We start from the raw sequence: 17,200 nt of genomic DNA on the forward strand, positions 1-17,200 counted from the left end.
TCTCGCGCGTCAGGGCCCGAAAGGTCTAGTCCACTGCGGAGGATTGTTGCGCTCAGATACAAATTCGGGCCCGTGAGGGCTGCGGCGTTGCCGAAGCGATATGCGAGTGGTGTAGACCTCCGGTGAAAACCCGGGAGAAACTTGCGGTCGAACATGGTCTCGACGACGAGCAAAGGGTGGGTTACGGCTGTGCAGCGGCGACGATTCCTGGGACTGGCCGCGGCGGCCACCGCACTCGGACTGACCGCCGGCCTCCCCGGCTGCGGAACCCTCGGCGGCGACACCGGCGACGTCACGCTCAGGCTCGTGGCCGCCGACTACGACCTGACCGGCGGCGACTCCACCAAGAAGTACTGGGACGGCCTGGTCGCCGCCTTCCAGGCGAAGAACCCCGGCGTGAAGATCCAGGTCCAGATCGAGTCCTGGAACGACGTGGACCGCAAGGTCGCCGAGATGGTCAAGGCCGGCCAGGCCCCCGACATCGCCCAGATCGGCGCCTACGCCGACTACGCCGCCGCCGGGCAGCTCTATGCCGCCGACGAACTCCTCTCCATCCCCGTACAGGCCAACTTCCTGGCGCCGCTCGTCGACGCCGGCGAGTACAAGCGCACCCAGTACGGACTGCCCTTCGTCGCCTCCACGCGCCTGCTCTTCTTCAACGAGGAGCTGTTCGAGAAGGCCGGCGTCGCCGCGGCCCCGACCACCTGGGACGAGCTGGCCGCGGCCGCAAAGAAGCTGAAGAGGAAGGGCGTCACGTACCCCTTCGCGCTGCCCCTCGGTCCCGAGGAGGCCCAGGCGGAGACCCTGATGTGGCTGCTCAGCGGTGGCGGCGGCTACATCGACGCCACCGGCCACTACAACCTGGACTCCGACGCCAACCTCCGCACCTTCGCCTGGCTGCGCGACAACCTTGTCACCCCCGGCCTCACCGGCCCCACGTCCCCCGGCAGGCTCAACCGCAAGGAGGCCTTCGCCGCCTTCGCGCGCGGCGAGGTCGGCATGCTCAACGGGCACCCCTCGCTCATGCAGGAGGCCGCCAAGCAGGGCGTCAAGGTCGGCAAGGTGCCGCTGCCCGGCGCCGACGGCAAGGCCAAGGCCACCATGGGCGTCGCCGACTGGATCATGGGCTTCAAGCAGAACGGGCACCGCAAGGAGATCGGCGCCTTCCTCGACTTCGTCTTCAGCGACGAGAACGTCCTGAAGTTCGCGGGCGACAACGACCTGCTGCCGGCCACCGTCACGGCCTCCGCGACCATGCAGTCCGACGCGGAGTCGGCCGACCTGCGCGAGTTCCTGGAGGCACTGCCGGACTCCCAGCTGCCGCCGGTCGGCAAGACCTCCTGGGCGCAGGTCAGCAGCAGCGTGAAGAAGGACATCGGCAAGGCGGTGCAGCCGGGCGGGCGGCCGGCGGACGTCCTTGGCCGGCTGGCCCGGCAGGCGACGGCGGCGGAGAGCGCGGAGTGACCGGCGCCGCGTCCGCCGAATAAATTGGTCTGTATGACGAGCGAAAACGGCGGTACGGGCGGCGAGCGCGGCGGGCTCGGCGAGCGCGAGCGGGCCGTCCTCGCCGTGGAACGGCGCTCCTGGCCCGGCCCCGGCGCCAAGGAGCGGGCGGTGCGCGAACAGCTCGGCCTGTCCGCCACCCGCTACTACCAGCTGCTCAACGCCCTCCTGGACGACCCGCGCGCGCTCGCGCACGACCCGGTCACGGTCAACCGCCTGCGCCGGGTGCGTGACGAGAAGCGTTCGCGCCGCTGACCGTTCCGCCGGCCTTTCCGCTGACCGTCCCACTGACGGGACCGGCATCCGTCGGTAGGGTCGTGAACATGGTCAGCAGCCTGCCGCACCCGACCACTGCCGCCGGCCGCGACGGTCTCGCCGCGCTCCTCGCGCGGCCCGAGAAGGCCGTCGTCGCCCTCGACTTCGACGGGACTCTCGCCGAGATCGTCCCCGACCCGGAGCGGGCCCGCGCCCACCCGGGCGCCGTGCCGGCCCTCGCCGCCCTGGCCCCGCGGGTGGCCGCCGTCGTGGTGGTCACCGGCCGCCCGGCCGGAGTGGCCGTACGGTACGGCGGCTTCGCCGGGGTGCCCGGCCTTGAGCACCTGGTCGTCCTCGGCCATTACGGCGCGGAGCGCTGGGACGCCGTCACCGGTACGGTCCAGGCCGCCGCCCCGCACCCCGGGGTCGCCTCGGCCCGCGCCGAGCTCCCCGGCTTCCTCGACCGGATCGGCGCCTGGCCCGGCGTCTGGATCGAGGAGAAGGGCCGCGCGGTCGCCGTCCACACCCGCCGCGCCGAGGACCCCCAGGGCGCCTTCGAGGCCCTGAAGGGCCCGCTCGGCGACCTGGCCACCCACCACGGCCTGGTCCTGGAGCCGGGCCGCCTGGTCCTGGAGCTCCGCCCGCCGGGCATGGACAAGGGCGTGGCCCTCGCCGACTACCTCCGCGAGACCGGCGCCGGAGCCGTCCTGTACGCGGGCGACGACCTGGGCGACCTCGCCGCCTACGCGGCCGTCGAGAAGCTCCGTTCCGACGGCACCCCCGGCCTGCTCGTCTGCTCCGCCGCCGAGTCCTCCGCGGTTCCCGACCTCGCCGCCCGCGCCGACCTCACGGTGCCGGGACCGGCGGCGGTGGTGGACCTGCTCGCGGGGCTCGCGGAGGCGATGGCGGCGTGACCAGGCGAAGGGCCCCGGACCGCGTGCTGCGGTCCGGGGCCCGGTGGCTTGTCGCCGGCCTGGTGGGCCTTACGGGTTCGCCACGGTGATCGTCAGGTCGTCGCCCGCGTCACCGGTGATCGTGACCTTCGTGCCGTGGCCCGCGACCTTCACGCTGGCCTGGGGGGCCGTCGGGTCGTAGTAGGCGTTCGGGTCGGTGTCGTCGAAGACCGGCATGCCCGGGACGGAGGGCGCGCAGGCGGCCTTCGCCGCGACGGTCTGCTGCTTGCCCTTGCCGACCAGCACCTCCTTGTGGAGGCAGGTCGCGTCCGTCGGCTCCAGGCCGAAGGTGGCGTCGAAGGGCTGACGGCGGTTGCTGGGCGCGGTGCCGTCGTCGTAGCGGAACGGGGTCGGACGGGCGTCGACCACCATCGCCGAGCCGCCGCCGGGGTGGTCGCTGACGTTGTTGTCGTCGTACGAGCGGTCCACGTACCAGACCAGCATGCCGTTCTGGAACTTGAAGAACTCGACCCAGTCGGGGGCGGTGATGCCCTTGCTGAACTGGTACGGGCCCTCGGCGAGGAGCGCGTCGGCGCCGACGTACTCGCGGTTCTCCACCAGGTAGAAGCGCGGGTAGGTGGCCGACTCGGTGCCGGTGGAGATCTTCCAGCGGTCCTGCGCGGTCCAGGCGCCGGTGCCCTGCTCGACGTCGTCGGAGGCGAGCGTCGTGCCGCCGGAGCCGAAGGTGATGTCGTCGAGGAAGGCGCCGGCGAAGTGCACGCCGCCGTCGGTCTGGTAGCGGAAGCGGAACAGCGAGGGCTGGCCGGCGGCGTCGTACGAGAAGCGCAGCGTCGTCCACTTGCCGGCCGAGGAGCCGGACACGGCCGCACCGGCGCGCTGCCAGTTCGCGCCGCCGTCGAGGGAGTACTCGGCGAAGAGGTAGTCGAAGTCCGCCTCGATCTCGTACCAGGCGTTCGCCTTCACCGTGACCCGCGAGGTGGCGGCGACGGAGCGGGTGAGGGACTGGTTGAGGCCGTCGGCCGAGCCGGTCCACCAGGCGTGCGAGCCCGAGGTGGGCGTCGTGTAGGTGGTGCTGCTCGCCTTGTCGGGGAGCGCGATGCGGACGGCCTGCGCCTTGCCGGCGACCTGGAGGGCGGCGGGGCTCAGGGTGTACGAGCCGGTGGCGCCGAGCGGCGCGTCGGCGTAGTCCAGCCAGCCGAGGAACAGCTTCTCCTCGGCGCCCATCAGACCCGGGTGGGTGCCGATGCCCTGGTTGGCGGCGGCGCCGTGGCCGAGCCAGGAGCCGGAGCTCATCAGGGTCCAGAAGGCGGTGGAGTTCTCGCCGCCGTTGGTGTCGTAGAAGTCCGGCAGGCCGAGGTCGTGGCCGAACTCGTGGCAGAAGACGCCGAGTCCGCCGTTCTCGGGCTCGGTGGTGTAGTCGCCGAGCCAGTACTTCGACTGGCCGATGCGGGCGCCGCCCGCCTTGTTCTGGGAGCCGGAGACGTCGGGGCCGGTCAGGCCGAAGTCGTCGCCGTTGACGTACCAGCGGTGCGACCAGATGGCGTCCTCGCCCTGCGCGCCGCCGCCCGCGTCCTCGCCCATGCCGGCGTGCACGGCCTGGAAGTGGTCGATGTAGCCGTCGGCCTCGTCGAAGTTGCCGTCGTGGTCGAAGTCGTTGCGGTCCCAGACGTCGAACTGCGCGAGGTACGCGTCGATCTCGGCGGGCGTCTTGCCGGCCGCGAGCTGCGCGTTCCACCAGGCGTCGCCGGTGTCCTGGATGAAGGCCCACGAACCGCCGGTGTCCTCGACGGAGTTGTCTCCGTAGGTGGAGGCGTTGCCGGGGACCTTGACCCAGTCCTCGACCGTGTTGGAGACCGAGTAGCGGCCGCTCGACAGCTTCTCGTAGTACGTCTTCATCGACTCGCCCGAGCCGTTGAAGAGCTCCTCGTAGTGGGCCTTGGAGAAGTCCGCGGTCCAGGCGTTGGAGTTGTCCGTGCTGCGGTCCGGCTGGGGGATCTGGTTGTGCAGGGGGCCGGGGACCGAGCCGAGCCTGCCGGAGCTCTGGTCGCCGAACTCGGAGAGGATCGTGAAGATCTTCTCCTGCCGGACGGCGGTGGTGGTCTCGGTCTCGGCGAACTTGCCGGGCGCGACCTCGACGACGCCGCGGGCGTTCGCCTTCGCCTTGCCCTTGGCGACCAGGTCGATCGCCTGCTTGCGCAGCTCGCTGCGCTGCTTGCTGAGCGGTCCGGGCCGGTCGTCCGCCCGGTGCGCCGTCCCGGCACCGCTGGTGCCGCCGTCCCGGGCCTCCTGTGCCGCGGCGGGGGTGAGTCCCGCGGCGAGGAGTGCGGTGAGCGCCGACCCTAGGGTCATGCCCACAACGATCTTCTTCTTCAAGGCTGCGCGATCCCTTCGCTCACATGCGGGGTGCCGCATGGTTCGCGTGGTTCCGTAGGAGACTTACGGATCGCCTGGGGGAACGATCGGCGCGAGTCTGGCACGGAAGGACGCGCACGAGGAGGGGGGAGACCCCGAGGAATTCCCTCTCCGTACATAGGGGTGCAGTAGGGGAGGGGCAGGGTCCGGTTTCTGCTCAGGAACCGCGCAGGGCCTCCAGCTGGTTCAGGAACCAGCGTTGGGGTGGGAGGGCGGTGGATGCGGCGGCGAGGCGTTTGGTGCGGTCGGTGCGTTCCGCGGGGGGCATCGACAGGGCGCGGTGGAGGGCGTCGGCGGTCTCGGTGACGTCGAAGGGGTTGACGGTGAGGGCGTCCTGGCGCAGCTCCTCGTACGCGCCGGCCTCGCGGGACAGGACGAGCGCGCAGCCCGCCTCGGAGACCACCGGGATCTCCTTGGCGACCAGGTTCATGCCGTCGCGGACCGGGTTGACCAGGGCCACGTCCGCCAGGCGGTACGCGGCGAGGGAGCGGGTGAAGTCGTCCTTCACGGAGACCAGGACCGGCTGCCAGTCGGGGGTGCCGAACTCCTCGTTGATCCGCGCCGCCAGGTCCCGCACGGCCGCGGTGTACGAGCGGTAGACCTCCAGGTCCTGGCGGGAGGGGTACGCGGAGGCGAGGTGGACCACACGGCCGCGCCACTCGGGGCGGGTGGTCAGCAGCTCCCGGTAGGCGAGCAGGCCGCGCAGGATGTTCTTCGACAGCTCGGTGCGGTCGACCCGGACGATGGTCTTCCGGTCCCCGACCTCGGCGCGCAGCGCGGCGAGCCGTTCGTCGACCTCGGGGCGGTGGGCGAGGGCGAGCAGGTCGTCGCCGTCGACGCCGAGCGGGTACGCACGGACCCGGGTGCGTCCGAGGTCGCCCGCGCAGGCCTCGAACGCCGACGCCCACGTGTGCGTGTGGAAGCCCAGCTCGTCCGCGCCCAGCATGCCCCGCAGCAGTTCCGTCCGGATGTCGTCCGGGAGCATCGCGAGATAGCCGGGCTCCGCCCACGGCGTGTGGGTGAAGTGTCCGATCCGCAGATCCGGGCGCAGCTCCCGCAGCATCCCGGGGACGAGCGCCAGGTGGTAGTCCTGCACCAGCACCGCCGCGCCCTCGTCGGCGGCCTCGGCCAGCGCCTCGGCGAAGGCCCGGTTGTAGGCCCGGTACGCCTCCCAGCGGCGCAGGAACTCCGCGTCGAAGACGGGCTCGCGCGGGATGTCGTACAGATGGTGGTGGAGGAACCACAGCACCGAGTTCGCGATGCCGTTGTACGCGTCGGCGTACACCTCCGGGTCGATGTCCAGCATCCGCACGCCCGGCTCGGCCACCCCGCGCCGCACGGCCTCCCGGTCGCCCTCGCCGAGCGCCGCGCACACCCACACACTGTCCTCGGACGACACCGCGCTCAGGCCCGAGACCAGGCCGCCGCCGCCCCGCCGGGGGGCGAGCGAACCGTCGTCGCGCACGGTGTACGAGACGGGGCCGCGGTTGGATGCCACGAGGACAGAAGCCATACGGCGAACCTAGCCCGTCCGGTAAACGCTCAAACGTACGTATTCCAGACGTGCGGTTTCGGGCCAGGCGCGCACCAGCCGCCCCGGGCGTCCCAGCCGCCTCAGGAGTCCCTGCGGCCCCGTAGCGCCGCCATCGCCACCACCCCGGTCGCCGCCAGGGCCACGCCCAGCGCGCCGAGCAGCCACAGGCGCTCGTCGGCGCCGCCGGTCTCGGCCAAGGTCGGGCTCGGTGTGGCCGCGGTCCCGACCGAGGACTCGCCCGGGTTCGTGCCCGGGTTCGTGCCCGGGTTCGTGCTCGGGTTCGCGCTCGGGGTGAAGTCGCCGTACAGCGTGGCCTGGTAGCGCTTGCCGAGGGACTCGATCACCTCGGCCGAGGCAGTTCCCGCGCTTGTGCCGGTGAGCAGGAGTGCCCCGAGTGCCACGACTGGCAGCAGGATTCCCGCCCGGCCGCCCCTATCCGTTGTGAACCGCATGGGATGGAAATTTAGGCAGAAATCCTCATTATCGGGCGTTACGCCACGCGGCGCCGCTCCGCGTACTCCGCGATCTCCACCATCGGCGGCCGCTCCTCCGTGTCCACCTCGTACGTACGGGGGATGAAGCGCCGCTCCCCGCCCTCGTCCTCGCTCCGCTCGAACTGCGTCAGCCGCGGCCGCACCAGGTGCCCGCGCGAGAGGCGCAGCTGGGCCGTCCGGTAGATCGCCGCCGCCATCCGGCCGAGCGCCTGCCCGTCCTGGTGGCGGTGCTTGCGCACGCCCACGTCCACCTGTGCGAGGGCGTCCAGGCCCACCGTGTGCAGTGCGTCGACGAGCAGCCCCAGCTCCACTCCGTAACCGACCGGGAAGGGCAGCCGTTCGAGCAGCGAGCGCCGTGCCGCGTACTCGCCGCCCAGCGGCTGCACGAGACCGGCCAGCTGCGGCCAGTGCAGATTGAGCAGCGGCCGCGCCACCAGCTCCGTCACCCGACCGCCCTGACCAGGAGTCTTGCCGGAGGCGAGCTGATCGAATTCCGTGCCGAGCGGACGGTCGTACATCGCCTTCACGAAGGCCACGTCCGGGTCGGTGAGCAGCGGGCCCACGATGCCCGTGACGAAGTCCGCCGAGAAGTCCTTCAGATCCGCGTCCACGAAGCAGACGATGTCACCGCCGGTCACCATCAGTGACCGCCACAGCACCTCGCCCTTGCCGGGCACCGCCGGTATCCGCGGCAGGATCGCGTCGCGCGCCACCACTCGCGCGCCGGCCGCCGCGGCGACCGCCGCCGTGCGGTCCGTGGAGCCCGAGTCGATCACCACCAGCTCGTCCACCAGCGGCACCGCCTCCGTCATCAGCTCGCGCCGGATCACGCCGACGATGTCCCCGACCGTCGCCTCCTCGTTGAGCGCGGGCAGGACGACGCTGACGGTCGTCCCCCGCTTGGCGGCGAGGATCCTCTCCAGCGGACGGTCGGCCACGGACCAGGACCGCCGGGACAGCCAGCGCTCCACTTCTTCCAGCAACGTGATCTCCATCTCGCGGATCGGACGACCGGTTCCACCCTCGAAGGCTTCGGTTACAGTCTTGAACAACGCGGATGCCCGATGCATGTCGGGGTGCCGACCGCGTCTCACAATCGAATACCGCTCATCCAGAGGGGCAGAGGGATACGGCCCGTTGAAGCCCCGGCAACCCTCCAGTCGGTCACTACTCGTCCTCCAGCGAGGTCCCCCGACTAGGGAAGGTGCCAAATCCGTCTCATGGCGACGTTCGCCATGAGGAAGATGAGGAGAAAGGGCCTCGCCTCCATGGCTGTTCAGACCGTCGCATCCGCGACCACCTCCGTCGACCTCGGTCCCGCGTCCGGCCTCTCCTGCCGCGAATGCGGTGAGACCTTCCCGCTCGGCCCGATCTTCGCCTGTGAACTCTGTTTCGGGCCTCTCGAAGTCGCCTACGACCTGCCGGCCGGCGACCCCGAGGAGCTGCGCAAGCGCATCGAGGCCGGCCCCGCGAACATCTGGCGCTACGCCCCGCTGCTGCCCGTCCCGGCCGACGTCGCCGAGAAGCCGAACCTGAACCCCGGCTGGACCAAGCTCGTGCAGGCCGACAACCTGGCCCGCGAGCTCGGCGTCGAGCCCGGCAAGCTGTTCGTCAAGGACGACTCCGGCAACCCGACCCACTCCTTCAAGGACCGGGTCGTCGCCCAGGCCATCGAGGCCGCCCGCGCCTTCGGCTTCACCACCCTGTCCTGCTCCTCCACCGGCAACCTGGCCGGCGCCGTCGGCGCCGCCGCCGCCCGCGCCGGCTTCCGCTCCTGCGTCTTCATCCCGCACGACCTGGAGCAGGGCAAGGTCGTCATGGCCGCCGTCTACGGCGGTGACCTCGTCGGCATCGAGGGCAACTACGACGACGTCAACCGCTTCTGCTCGGAGCTCATCGGCGACCCGCTCGGCGAGGGCTGGGGCTTCGTGAACGTCAACCTCCGCCCGTACTACGGCGAGGGCTCCAAGACGCTCGCGTACGAGATCTGCGAGCAGCTCGGCTGGCGGCTGCCCGACCAGCTGGTCATCCCGATCGCCTCCGGCTCCCAGTTCACGAAGATCGACAAGGGTCTGCAGGAGCTCATCAAGCTGGGTCTGGTCGAGGACAAGCCGTACAAGCTCTTCGGCGCCCAGGCCGAAGGCTGCTCGCCGGTCTCCGTCGCCTACAAGGCCGGCCACGACGTCGTACGGCCCCAGAAGCCGAACACCATCGCCAAGTCGCTGGCCATCGGCAACCCGGCCGACGGCCCGTACGTCCTCGACATCGCCCGCCGCACGGGCGGCGCCGTGGAGGACGTGAACGACGAGCAGGTCGTCGACGCGATCAAGCTGCTCGCGCAGACCGAGGGCATCTTCGCCGAGACCGCGGGCGGCGTGACCGTCGGCGTGACGAAGAAGCTCGTCGAGGCCGGTCTCCTCGACCCGACCCTCACCACCGTCGTCCTCAACACCGGTGACGGCCTCAAGACCCTGGACGCCGTTGCCGAGACTTCTCAGGCGACCGCCACCATCCGCCCGAGCCTGGACGCGTTCCGCGACGCCGGCCTGGCCCACTGAGACCCGCCCCGAACGCTGAGAGGTTACGAAGACATGGCCGTGAACGTCCGCATCCCCACCATCCTCCGCACCTACACCGGCGGCCAGGCCGAGGTCCCCGCCGAGGGCGGCACCCTCGCCGAGGTCATCGCCGACCTGGAGAAGAACCACACGGGCATCGCCGCCCGCGTCCTGGACGACCAGGGCAAGCTGCGCCGCTTCGTCAACGTGTACGTCAACGACGACGACGTGCGCTTCGAGCAGGGCCTGGAGACGGCGACGCCGGACGGCGCCGGCGTCTCGATCATCCCGGCCGTCGCCGGCGGCTGCTGAGCCGAGTCGGGTTGAGCCGAGTCGGGTTGAGTCGAGTCGGCTGGGTCGAGTCGGGCTGAGCCGACTTACTGGCGGTACTACCGTTCAGTACAGATGAGTGCAGAATTGCCCCTTCCGCGAGAAGAAGCGGAAGGGGCAATTCTGCATGGTTGAGCGCGATAGAGTTGGGGAAGCCCCCTCCGCTGCTCATGCCAGGTGCATATGAGAATGCGCCCCGACCTGACAAGAAGCAGCCAAAGTGCCCGCGCCTTGTGCCCCATCTGCGCCGTTTGCCGGGCCCGACTTGCCCCGTAATCAAGGAAATTCTCCCCAATTCCCCTTTCCGGTGTGCCCAGAATTCTCGTCCGAATGACCTGTTGCAGAGGGCAGTTGGGCAGATACATTCAGCCGCGGTCGACGCGTTCCGGCGCAGGGTCTGACCCGGGTCCGCGAAGTGCGGATCCGCGCAAGGGCCAGTAATAGGGGAGTTAGGCATGGCTCAGGGCACCGTCAAGTGGTTCAACGCGGAGAAGGGCTACGGCTTCATCGCGGTCGACGGTGGTGCGGATGTTTTCGTCCACTACAGCGCGATCCAGATGGACGGCTACCGCACCCTTGAAGAAGGGCAGCGGGTCGAGTTCGAGATCTCGCAGGGCCAGAAGGGTCCGCAGGCGGACATGGTCAAGCTCGCCACCGCCTGAGCGCGGCGCGATCGGCCACCGACGCACTTCCGTCGAGGGGCCCGCATCCCGTGGGGATGCGGGCCCCTCGCGCGTTCCCAGGGGTACCTGCCGCGCCCTGCGCGGGGCGCCCGATCTTCGAGAGTCGCTTGCACTCGCCTAGGGCGAGTGCTAATCATTGGCGTTAGCACTCTCACGCTGAGAGTGCTTACGAGGATCGGGCAGACGAGGTCGCGGACCGAGTGGGGAAGGAACCCACGAGGAGCGCGGGCCGTCCGTCGCGGGCGTCGGCGCGGTCCAGGAGCGTTATCCACCCCAGTCCGGGAGGACCACTTCACATGGCCAAGATCATCGCGTTCGACGAGGAGGCCCGGCGCGGTCTCGAGCGCGGCATGAACCAGCTCGCTGACGCCGTCAAGGTCACCCTCGGCCCGAAGGGCCGCAACGTCGTCCTCGAGAAGAAGTGGGGCGCCCCCACGATCACCAACGATGGTGTCTCCATCGCCAAGGAGATCGAGCTCGAGGACCCGTACGAGAAGATCGGCGCCGAGCTGGTCAAGGAAGTCGCCAAGAAGACGGACGACGTCGCCGGCGACGGTACGACCACCGCCACCGTGCTCGCCCAGGCGCTGGTCCGCGAGGGCCTGCGCAACGTCGCCGCCGGCGCCAACCCGATGGCCCTCAAGCGCGGCATCGAGAAGGCCGTCGAGGCCGTCTCCGGTGCGCTGCTCGACCAGGCCAAGGAGGTCGAGACCAAGGAGCAGATCGCCTCCACCGCCTCCATCTCCGCCGCCGACACCCAGATCGGCGAGCTCATCGCCGAGGCCATGGACAAGGTCGGCAAGGAAGGCGTCATCACGGTCGAGGAGTCCCAGACCTTCGGTCTGGAGCTGGAGCTCACCGAGGGCATGCGCTTCGACAAGGGCTACATCTCGGCGTACTTCGCGACCGACATGGAGCGCATGGAGGCCGCGCTCGAGGACCCGTACATCCTCATCGTCAACTCCAAGATCTCCTCCGTGAAGGACCTGCTCCCGCTCCTGGAGAAGGTCATGCAGTCCGGCAAGCCGCTGCTGATCATCGCCGAGGACGTCGAGGGCGAGGCCCTGTCGACCCTGGTCGTCAACAAGATCCGCGGCACCTTCAAGTCCGTCGCGGTCAAGGCCCCGGGCTTCGGCGACCGCCGCAAGGCCATGCTGAACGACATCGCCATCCTCACCGGCGGCACGGTCATCTCCGAGGAGGTCGGCCTCAAGCTGGAGAACGCCGGTCTCGACCTCCTGGGCCGCGCCCGCAAGGTCGTCATCACCAAGGACGAGACCACCATCGTCGACGGTGCCGGCGAGAGCGAGCAGGTCGCCGGTCGCGTGAACCAGATCCGCGCCGAGATCGAGAACTCCGACTCGGACTACGACCGCGAGAAGCTCCAGGAGCGCCTGGCGAAGCTCGCCGGTGGCGTCGCCGTCATCAAGGCCGGTGCCGCGACCGAGGTCGAGCTCAAGGAGCGCAAGCACCGCATCGAGGACGCCGTCCGCAACGCGAAGGCCGCCGTCGAGGAGGGCATCGTCGCCGGTGGTGGCGTGGCGCTGCTGCAGGCCGGTTCGGTCTTCGAGAAGCTGGAGCTCGACGGCGACGAGGCCACCGGTGCCGAGATCGTCCGCAAGGCGCTGGCCGCCCCGCTGACCCAGATCTCCGTGAACGCCGGCCTCGAGGGTGGCGTCGTGGTGGAGAAGGTCCGCAACCTGCCCGTCGGCCACGGCCTGAACGCCGCCTCCGGCGAGTACGTCGACATGATCGCCGAGGGCATCATCGACCCGGCCAAGGTGACGCGCTCCGCGCTGCAGAACGCCGCCTCCATCGCGGCCCTGTTCCTCACCACCGAGGCTGTCATCGCCGACAAGCCGGAGAAGGCCGCCGCGCCGGCCGGCGGCGGCATGCCGGGCGGTGACATGGACTTCTGAGTCCGATCCTCTCGACGCGCCGGAATCCGTCCGGCGATCGGGGTCGACTTCAGTCCTGCCGAGGGCGGCACTCCCAGCCGGGGGTGCCGCCCTCGGGCGTTCGGGGTGATGCTGGTGAGGGGAGCCCCTGGAGCCCGGGAGTACGCCATGATCACCTTGCTGACGACACCGGCGGACCGCGAGCTGGTCATCACCCGCACCTTCGACGCGCCGGTGACCCGCGTCTGGGAGGCGTGGACGCGGCCCGAGCACGTACGGCAGTGGTACGGCGTCGCCGCCCTGACCATGTTCGTCTGCGACATCGACCTGCGGCCGGGCGGCGCGTGGCGCTGGGGCCAGCGCGGCCCCGACGGCCAGGAGATCGTCTTCTCCGGCACGTACGAGGAGATCGTCCCCGCCGAGCGCCTGGTCTACACGGAGGTCTTCGAGCAGATGCCGGACGCCGACCCGGTCCGCGTGATCCTCTCCTTCGACGCCACCCCCGACGGCGGCACCGCCCTGACCAGCACGTCCTTCTGGCCGACCACGGAGATCCGGGACCAGGCGCTGGAGGCGGGCATGGAGTCGGGCGTGCGAGAGCAGTACGACCGGCTGGCGGGGCACCTGAAGACGATGACGCGGACGGGGTGACCGTACCCTCTGCCCGCGCCGCCGGTGTGCCGGTCGGGCTCCTTCTCGTTCGGGTGGTTCACGTGCCGGCTCAGGGCAGGTCGTGGCGCAGGAGCGCCCGGGCGATGGGCTCGCCGGTGCGGCGGGCGTAGGCCGTGCGTTCCTTGACCTCGCGGAGGGTGCGCGGGCGCCAGCCGGGGCCGCCGCAGCAGCTCTTGTGAAAGGCGATGCCGGCGTTCAGGACGACGGACAGGGCGCGCCAGGCGTCCCGGTCACGCCGCTTGGGCGGCTGGAAGGCCGAGCCCGCGTGGATCAACACCCGCGCGCAGCGCGGACAGCGCCGCTCGCGCCAGGCGTCGTACGGCTGCTTGTACGAGGCGCGGCACGGCAGGCAGATGTACGAGGTCTTCGTATAGCCCATGCGGGACAGGCTAGGAGCCGGACGCCCGTCCGGCCACGGAATTGGCGCCGGGGCGGCGGAAGAGGCCGGTCCAGAGGAAGGACTCGCCGAAGTGCGGGGAGTCGGCGGGTTCGGCGTGCATGCGGCGGAGCTCGACCTCGGCGTAGGCCGCGAAGAGGGTGCGCAGGGCGTCGGCGGTGTAGGCGAGGCCGCCGTGGAGGGAGGCGTCGCGGTAGAAGGCGGCGTCGGGGAGTTCGGAGCCCATGCCGCCGGGGCCGGCGGCGAAGCAGGTGAGGGAGAAGTGCCCGCCGGGAGCGAGGTGGCGGGCGAGGAAGTCGAGGTACGTGACGCGGCGGTGCGGCGCGATGTGGTGGAAGCAGCCCGAGTCGTGGATCAGGTCGTACGGGCCGCCGTCCACGAGGCCGGGCGTCGTGAAGGCGTCGCCGTGCAGGAAACGGATCTCCAGACCGGACAGCTCCGCCCGCTCCCGCGCCCACGCCAGCGCGCCCGCCGACAGGTCCACCGCGTCGACCGCGAAGCCCTGCTCGGCGAGATAGCGGGAGTTCCGCCCCGGCCCGCACCCCAGGTCGAGGACACGGCCGCCCGCCGGCACGAGCCCGGCCTCGACGTGCGCGACCAGACACTCGTCCGGCTTGTCGACGAAGAACGGCACCGGTCGCGTCCGGTCGTCGTAGAAGCCCTGCCACTTGTCGGCGTCCTCGGCGAACAGCCCGTCGAGGAGACGGAGTACGTCGTCGGCGGTGCGGGTCGAGCGGTCAAAGCGGTCCATGCGGGTCCCCTTCCGTGTAAGGGAAACGGTAGGGGAGGAGGGCGTAAAAGCCCAGGTCAGAGGTGGTGTGGTGAGGGTCTGGCCGGGGGCTTGGAGGGGGTACGGGGAGGGGGCGGCGCCCTGGGGTCGCGGGAGGCGCGGCGGGGGCGGGAAGGGGGCGCCCCGGGCCGCCTGAAGGGGTTTTCGGGCGGCGCCCGGGACGGTTTCTCGACCGGATCCGGGTGCGGGTCTTGGGCCCAAGGGGTGGCCGTTTCTTGTGGGTTTCTGGTGTGGCCGCCCTTTCTCCGAGTGTGGCCCCCTCCGCCACCGCGTCAAGGGCGCTCCCTTCGGTCGCGTCGCTGCGCGATGGCCTGCGGCCACCCTTGACCCGGTGTCTCCGGGGGCCTTTACACACTCGGAGGGCGGCCGGGGGCCCGGCCACGCGGAAAGCCCCGGGTAGCCCGTCCCGCCGTAGGCGGGCGGAGGCCGGTGGTGGGTGAGCCCGGGTATCGCTCCGGACAGGGGGAGTCCCTGGAGGCCGGTGGGTAGGGGCTCGGTTCGCGGCCGAGGCCGGGGAGTCGGATCCCGCCCGGTCTGGGGTGCGCGGGAGTGAAACGGGGTGCCCATTCCGGGTTCAGCGGGCGACGGCGATCCTCCGGCCGGGGCTCATGCCTCGCTGGTCACGGCCATGGGTGAGGCAAACCCCGCTCGCGCGAGGCCTGGGACGCCGGGATTGCGGGCTTTGCATCGCCCGGCAGGGGCGGACGGGGGTGATGGGCGGGCGAAGTCGGGAATCCTCGTCCCTGGGTGAGGCGGGTGGGACTTGTGTGACTCCAGGGGTGTTCTGCGGGGATCCACAGTCCGCGATTCCTGGGTTTGCACGCCGATGCCCGGCCGGAGTCCCGCTCTGCGGTGCAGAGCCTGAAATCCCCGCCGTGGGGCGGGGCGTATGGGACTCGTGTGACCCTGAAGGTGATCTGTGGGGAGCAGTGCCTCGCGCCAACGGCGTTTGCACGCCCGCACTTTGCCGGAGAGCTGCCAGGTGGAGCGAGGTCGGTGGTCCGCAGCCGGGATGGGGGTGGGGTGAACTTCTGTGGCTCCAGTGATGGTCTGCGGCGACGGGGGGACCGCGCGAGCGGAGTTCGCATGCCCGCAGCTCTCGTCTGCTCCTGCCGGGCGATGCAGAGTCCGCGATCCCCGCCCCCCGGTGGGATGGATGGGGCACGTGTGACTTCAGAGACGGTTACGGCGCCCCGATGCCTCGCGCGAGCAGGGTTTGCATCACCGGCCGTGATCAGCGGGGCATGAGTCCCCACCCGATGACGGCCGATGGTCGCCAGGCCGGGCCCGGCCGCCCCATTCCACGACCGCGCACCCCCGACAGCGGACACGGCCCCACCCGCCCCCGCCGCGAACCGAGCCCCCACCCACCGGGCAGTTGAACGCCCGCCGTCCGGAGCGATACCCGGGCTCACCCACCACCGGCCCGTCACCCGCCCACGACGGCCGGCCGATACCCGGGGCTTTCCGCGTGGCCGGGCCCCGGGCCGCCCTCCGAGAGTTTTCAACGCGCCCGGAGCCGCCGGGTCAAGGGTGGGCGAAGCCCATCGCGGAGCGACGCCGAAGGCGCCCTTGACGCGGCGGTGGAGGGTGCGACTCTCGGAAAGAGGGCGGCCGCACGGTGCCCTATTTCAGGGCGTCCACGAAGACGGACCAGGCGCCGGTGCGGAACACGAGCTTCGCTCCGTCCGGGACCTTGGAGTCGCGGACGGGGACGACGCCGGGGTGCCCGTCGGACACTTCCAGGCAGTTGGCGCCGTCGCCGCCGCTGTACGAGGACTTGCGCCAGGTGGCGACCTCGACGCAGTCGCCGCCGCTGCCTCCACTGAAGCTGGACTTGAACCACACGGCCTTGCTCAGGTCGTACTCAGAGATCTCGATCTTCATGCGCGTAATCCTCCGCCACGGACTCGATCAGGGCCAGGGAATCGCGCGGGGACAGCGCGATGGCCCCGAGCAGATCGTAGGTGAGGGTATGCTGCGCGACCGTGGCCGGATCGTCCTCCAAGAGGCCAGTGCCCAGGCCCTGGAGGTACGCCAACGGTGGGGCGTCCTCGAAGGACATCAGCTTCAACGAGCCTTCCATCGGGCCGTACGCGCCTGCCGCGAACGGCAGCACCTGCACGATCACCCTGTGCCGCCGCGCCAACTCTGCGATGTGGCGCAATGCCTCCGCCATCACCGCCGGGCTCCCGACTACCTGCCGCAGGACCGCCTCGCCGAACACCACCCACAACAGCGGCTTTGTTGGGTCGTCGAGCAGCCGGCCGCGTTCCATCCGGCCCGACATGAGCTCGTCGATCTCGTCCTCCGTCGCCGTCGGCTGGTACGCGCGGAAGACCTCCCGCGCATACGCCGGGGTCTGGAGCAGGCCCGGGATCAGCAGCGGGGCGAACTCCTTGATTCCCGTCGCCTCCGCTTCCGCCTCCGCCGCCTCCGCGAAGTGGTCCGGGTACTTCGACTTGTTCGCCGCCTTGCAGTTGCGCTCGAAGAAGCCGTTCGTACCCAACGCCTCGTCCAGTTGGACCGCCATCTCCGGGCGGATGCGGCGCGTGCCCGCCTCCATCTGGCCGATGTACGAGCCGCTGACGAAGACCAGCTCGCCCAGGGCCTCCTGGCTCAGGCCCTTGCGCTCTCGCGCATGGCGCAGTTCCGCGCCGATTATCGCCCTGGGGGACAGTGACGGGTCCTTCTTCTTCCTGGCATCAGCCATATCAACTCCCGCTTGGGCATCTGGGGTTGTTGGGGCGAACTCACTGT

General features: G+C 70.6%; 16 protein-coding genes and 1 riboswitch. Of the genes, 8 read left to right on the forward strand and 8 right to left on the reverse strand.

Going from position 1 to position 17,200, the window contains the following annotated elements; genetic code table 11:
- Positions 1-153: 153 nt before the first annotated feature.
- The 3 genes from AB0M18_RS28330 to otsB all read left to right on the forward strand — a co-directional run bounded on the left by AB0M18_RS28330 (position 154) and on the right by otsB (position 2,672).
- The gene (locus AB0M18_RS28330; RefSeq protein WP_365762848.1) at positions 154-1,464 is read left to right on the forward strand and encodes an extracellular solute-binding protein; all 1,311 of its coding nucleotides are present in this window, start codon (positions 154-156) and stop codon (positions 1,462-1,464) included.
- Positions 1,465-1,497: 33 nt separating this feature from the next.
- Positions 1,498-1,758, forward strand: coding sequence for a DUF3263 domain-containing protein (locus AB0M18_RS28335; protein ID WP_365762850.1), 261 nt, complete (start codon positions 1,498-1,500; stop codon positions 1,756-1,758).
- A 68-nt stretch (positions 1,759-1,826) separates the two neighbouring features.
- Positions 1,827-2,672: a trehalose-phosphatase gene (gene otsB / locus AB0M18_RS28340; protein WP_365762852.1), complete on the forward strand. Its 846-nt coding sequence runs from the start codon at positions 1,827-1,829 to the stop codon at positions 2,670-2,672.
- 69 nt (positions 2,673-2,741) lie between these two features.
- Here the strand turns inward: otsB and AB0M18_RS28345 are convergent, their stop codons facing one another.
- From AB0M18_RS28345 to AB0M18_RS28360, 4 genes are all read right to left on the reverse strand, one after another.
- Positions 2,742-5,021, reverse strand: coding sequence for an immune inhibitor A domain-containing protein (locus tag AB0M18_RS28345; protein ID WP_365762854.1), 2,280 nt, complete (start codon positions 5,019-5,021; stop codon positions 2,742-2,744).
- 220 nt (positions 5,022-5,241) lie between these two features.
- Entirely contained in the window at positions 5,242-6,597 is a 1,356-nt protein-coding gene (locus tag AB0M18_RS28350; protein WP_365762856.1) for a trehalose-6-phosphate synthase, read from the reverse strand.
- Positions 6,598-6,698: 101 nt separating this feature from the next.
- Positions 6,699-7,019 (reverse strand): hypothetical protein, encoded by a 321-nt coding sequence (locus AB0M18_RS28355; protein WP_365762858.1) that lies wholly within the window; start codon positions 7,017-7,019, stop codon positions 6,699-6,701.
- 89 nt (positions 7,020-7,108) lie between these two features.
- Positions 7,109-8,095: a glucosyl-3-phosphoglycerate synthase gene (locus AB0M18_RS28360; RefSeq protein ID WP_365762936.1), complete on the reverse strand. Its 987-nt coding sequence runs from the start codon at positions 8,093-8,095 to the stop codon at positions 7,109-7,111.
- Positions 8,096-8,216: 121 nt separating this feature from the next.
- Positions 8,217-8,363, forward strand: a riboswitch (SAM riboswitch).
- Between AB0M18_RS28360 and thrC the strand changes: the two genes are divergently transcribed.
- The 5 genes from thrC (at position 8,357) to AB0M18_RS28385 (ending at position 13,232) form a co-directional block, all read left to right on the forward strand.
- Positions 8,357-9,670: a threonine synthase gene (thrC, locus tag AB0M18_RS28365; RefSeq protein WP_365762938.1), complete on the forward strand. Its 1,314-nt coding sequence runs from the start codon at positions 8,357-8,359 to the stop codon at positions 9,668-9,670. It overlaps the preceding riboswitch by 7 nt.
- Positions 9,671-9,703: 33 nt before the next feature.
- Positions 9,704-9,982 (forward strand): MoaD/ThiS family protein, encoded by a 279-nt coding sequence (locus AB0M18_RS28370; RefSeq protein ID WP_043226131.1) that lies wholly within the window; start codon positions 9,704-9,706, stop codon positions 9,980-9,982.
- 473 nt (positions 9,983-10,455) lie between these two features.
- Positions 10,456-10,662 carry a cold-shock protein gene (locus AB0M18_RS28375; protein ID WP_046911137.1) on the forward strand — a complete coding sequence of 69 codons (207 nt, stop codon included), beginning with the start codon at positions 10,456-10,458 and terminating at the stop codon, positions 10,660-10,662.
- 317 nt (positions 10,663-10,979) lie between these two features.
- On the forward strand, positions 10,980-12,602 hold the full coding sequence (gene groL / locus AB0M18_RS28380; protein ID WP_265867324.1) for a chaperonin GroEL: 1,623 nt from the start codon (positions 10,980-10,982) through the stop codon (positions 12,600-12,602).
- A 147-nt stretch (positions 12,603-12,749) separates the two neighbouring features.
- Complete coding sequence (locus AB0M18_RS28385) at positions 12,750-13,232, forward strand: SRPBCC domain-containing protein (protein WP_365762861.1); 483 nt, start codon at positions 12,750-12,752, stop codon at positions 13,230-13,232.
- A gap of 70 nt (positions 13,233-13,302) precedes the next feature.
- Here the strand turns inward: AB0M18_RS28385 and AB0M18_RS28390 are convergent, their stop codons facing one another.
- From AB0M18_RS28390 to AB0M18_RS28405, 4 genes are all read right to left on the reverse strand, one after another.
- Positions 13,303-13,632, reverse strand: coding sequence for a deoxyxylulose-5-phosphate synthase (locus AB0M18_RS28390; protein WP_365762863.1), 330 nt, complete (start codon positions 13,630-13,632; stop codon positions 13,303-13,305).
- Between the two features lie 10 nt (positions 13,633-13,642).
- Positions 13,643-14,401: a class I SAM-dependent methyltransferase gene (locus AB0M18_RS28395; RefSeq protein WP_365762865.1), complete on the reverse strand. Its 759-nt coding sequence runs from the start codon at positions 14,399-14,401 to the stop codon at positions 13,643-13,645.
- 1,665 nt (positions 14,402-16,066) lie between these two features.
- Positions 16,067-16,327: a DUF397 domain-containing protein gene (locus tag AB0M18_RS28400; protein ID WP_365762867.1), complete on the reverse strand. Its 261-nt coding sequence runs from the start codon at positions 16,325-16,327 to the stop codon at positions 16,067-16,069.
- Positions 16,308-17,153 carry a helix-turn-helix transcriptional regulator gene (locus AB0M18_RS28405; RefSeq protein WP_365762869.1) on the reverse strand — a complete coding sequence of 282 codons (846 nt, stop codon included), beginning with the start codon at positions 17,151-17,153 and terminating at the stop codon, positions 16,308-16,310. Before AB0M18_RS28405 ends, AB0M18_RS28400 begins: the two co-directional genes overlap by 20 nt.
- Positions 17,154-17,200 lie beyond the last annotated feature (47 nt).

The organism is Streptomyces sp. NPDC051909 (assembly GCF_040681095.1).
In the GTDB taxonomy this organism is placed as follows: Bacteria; Actinomycetota; Actinomycetes; order Streptomycetales; family Streptomycetaceae; genus Streptomyces.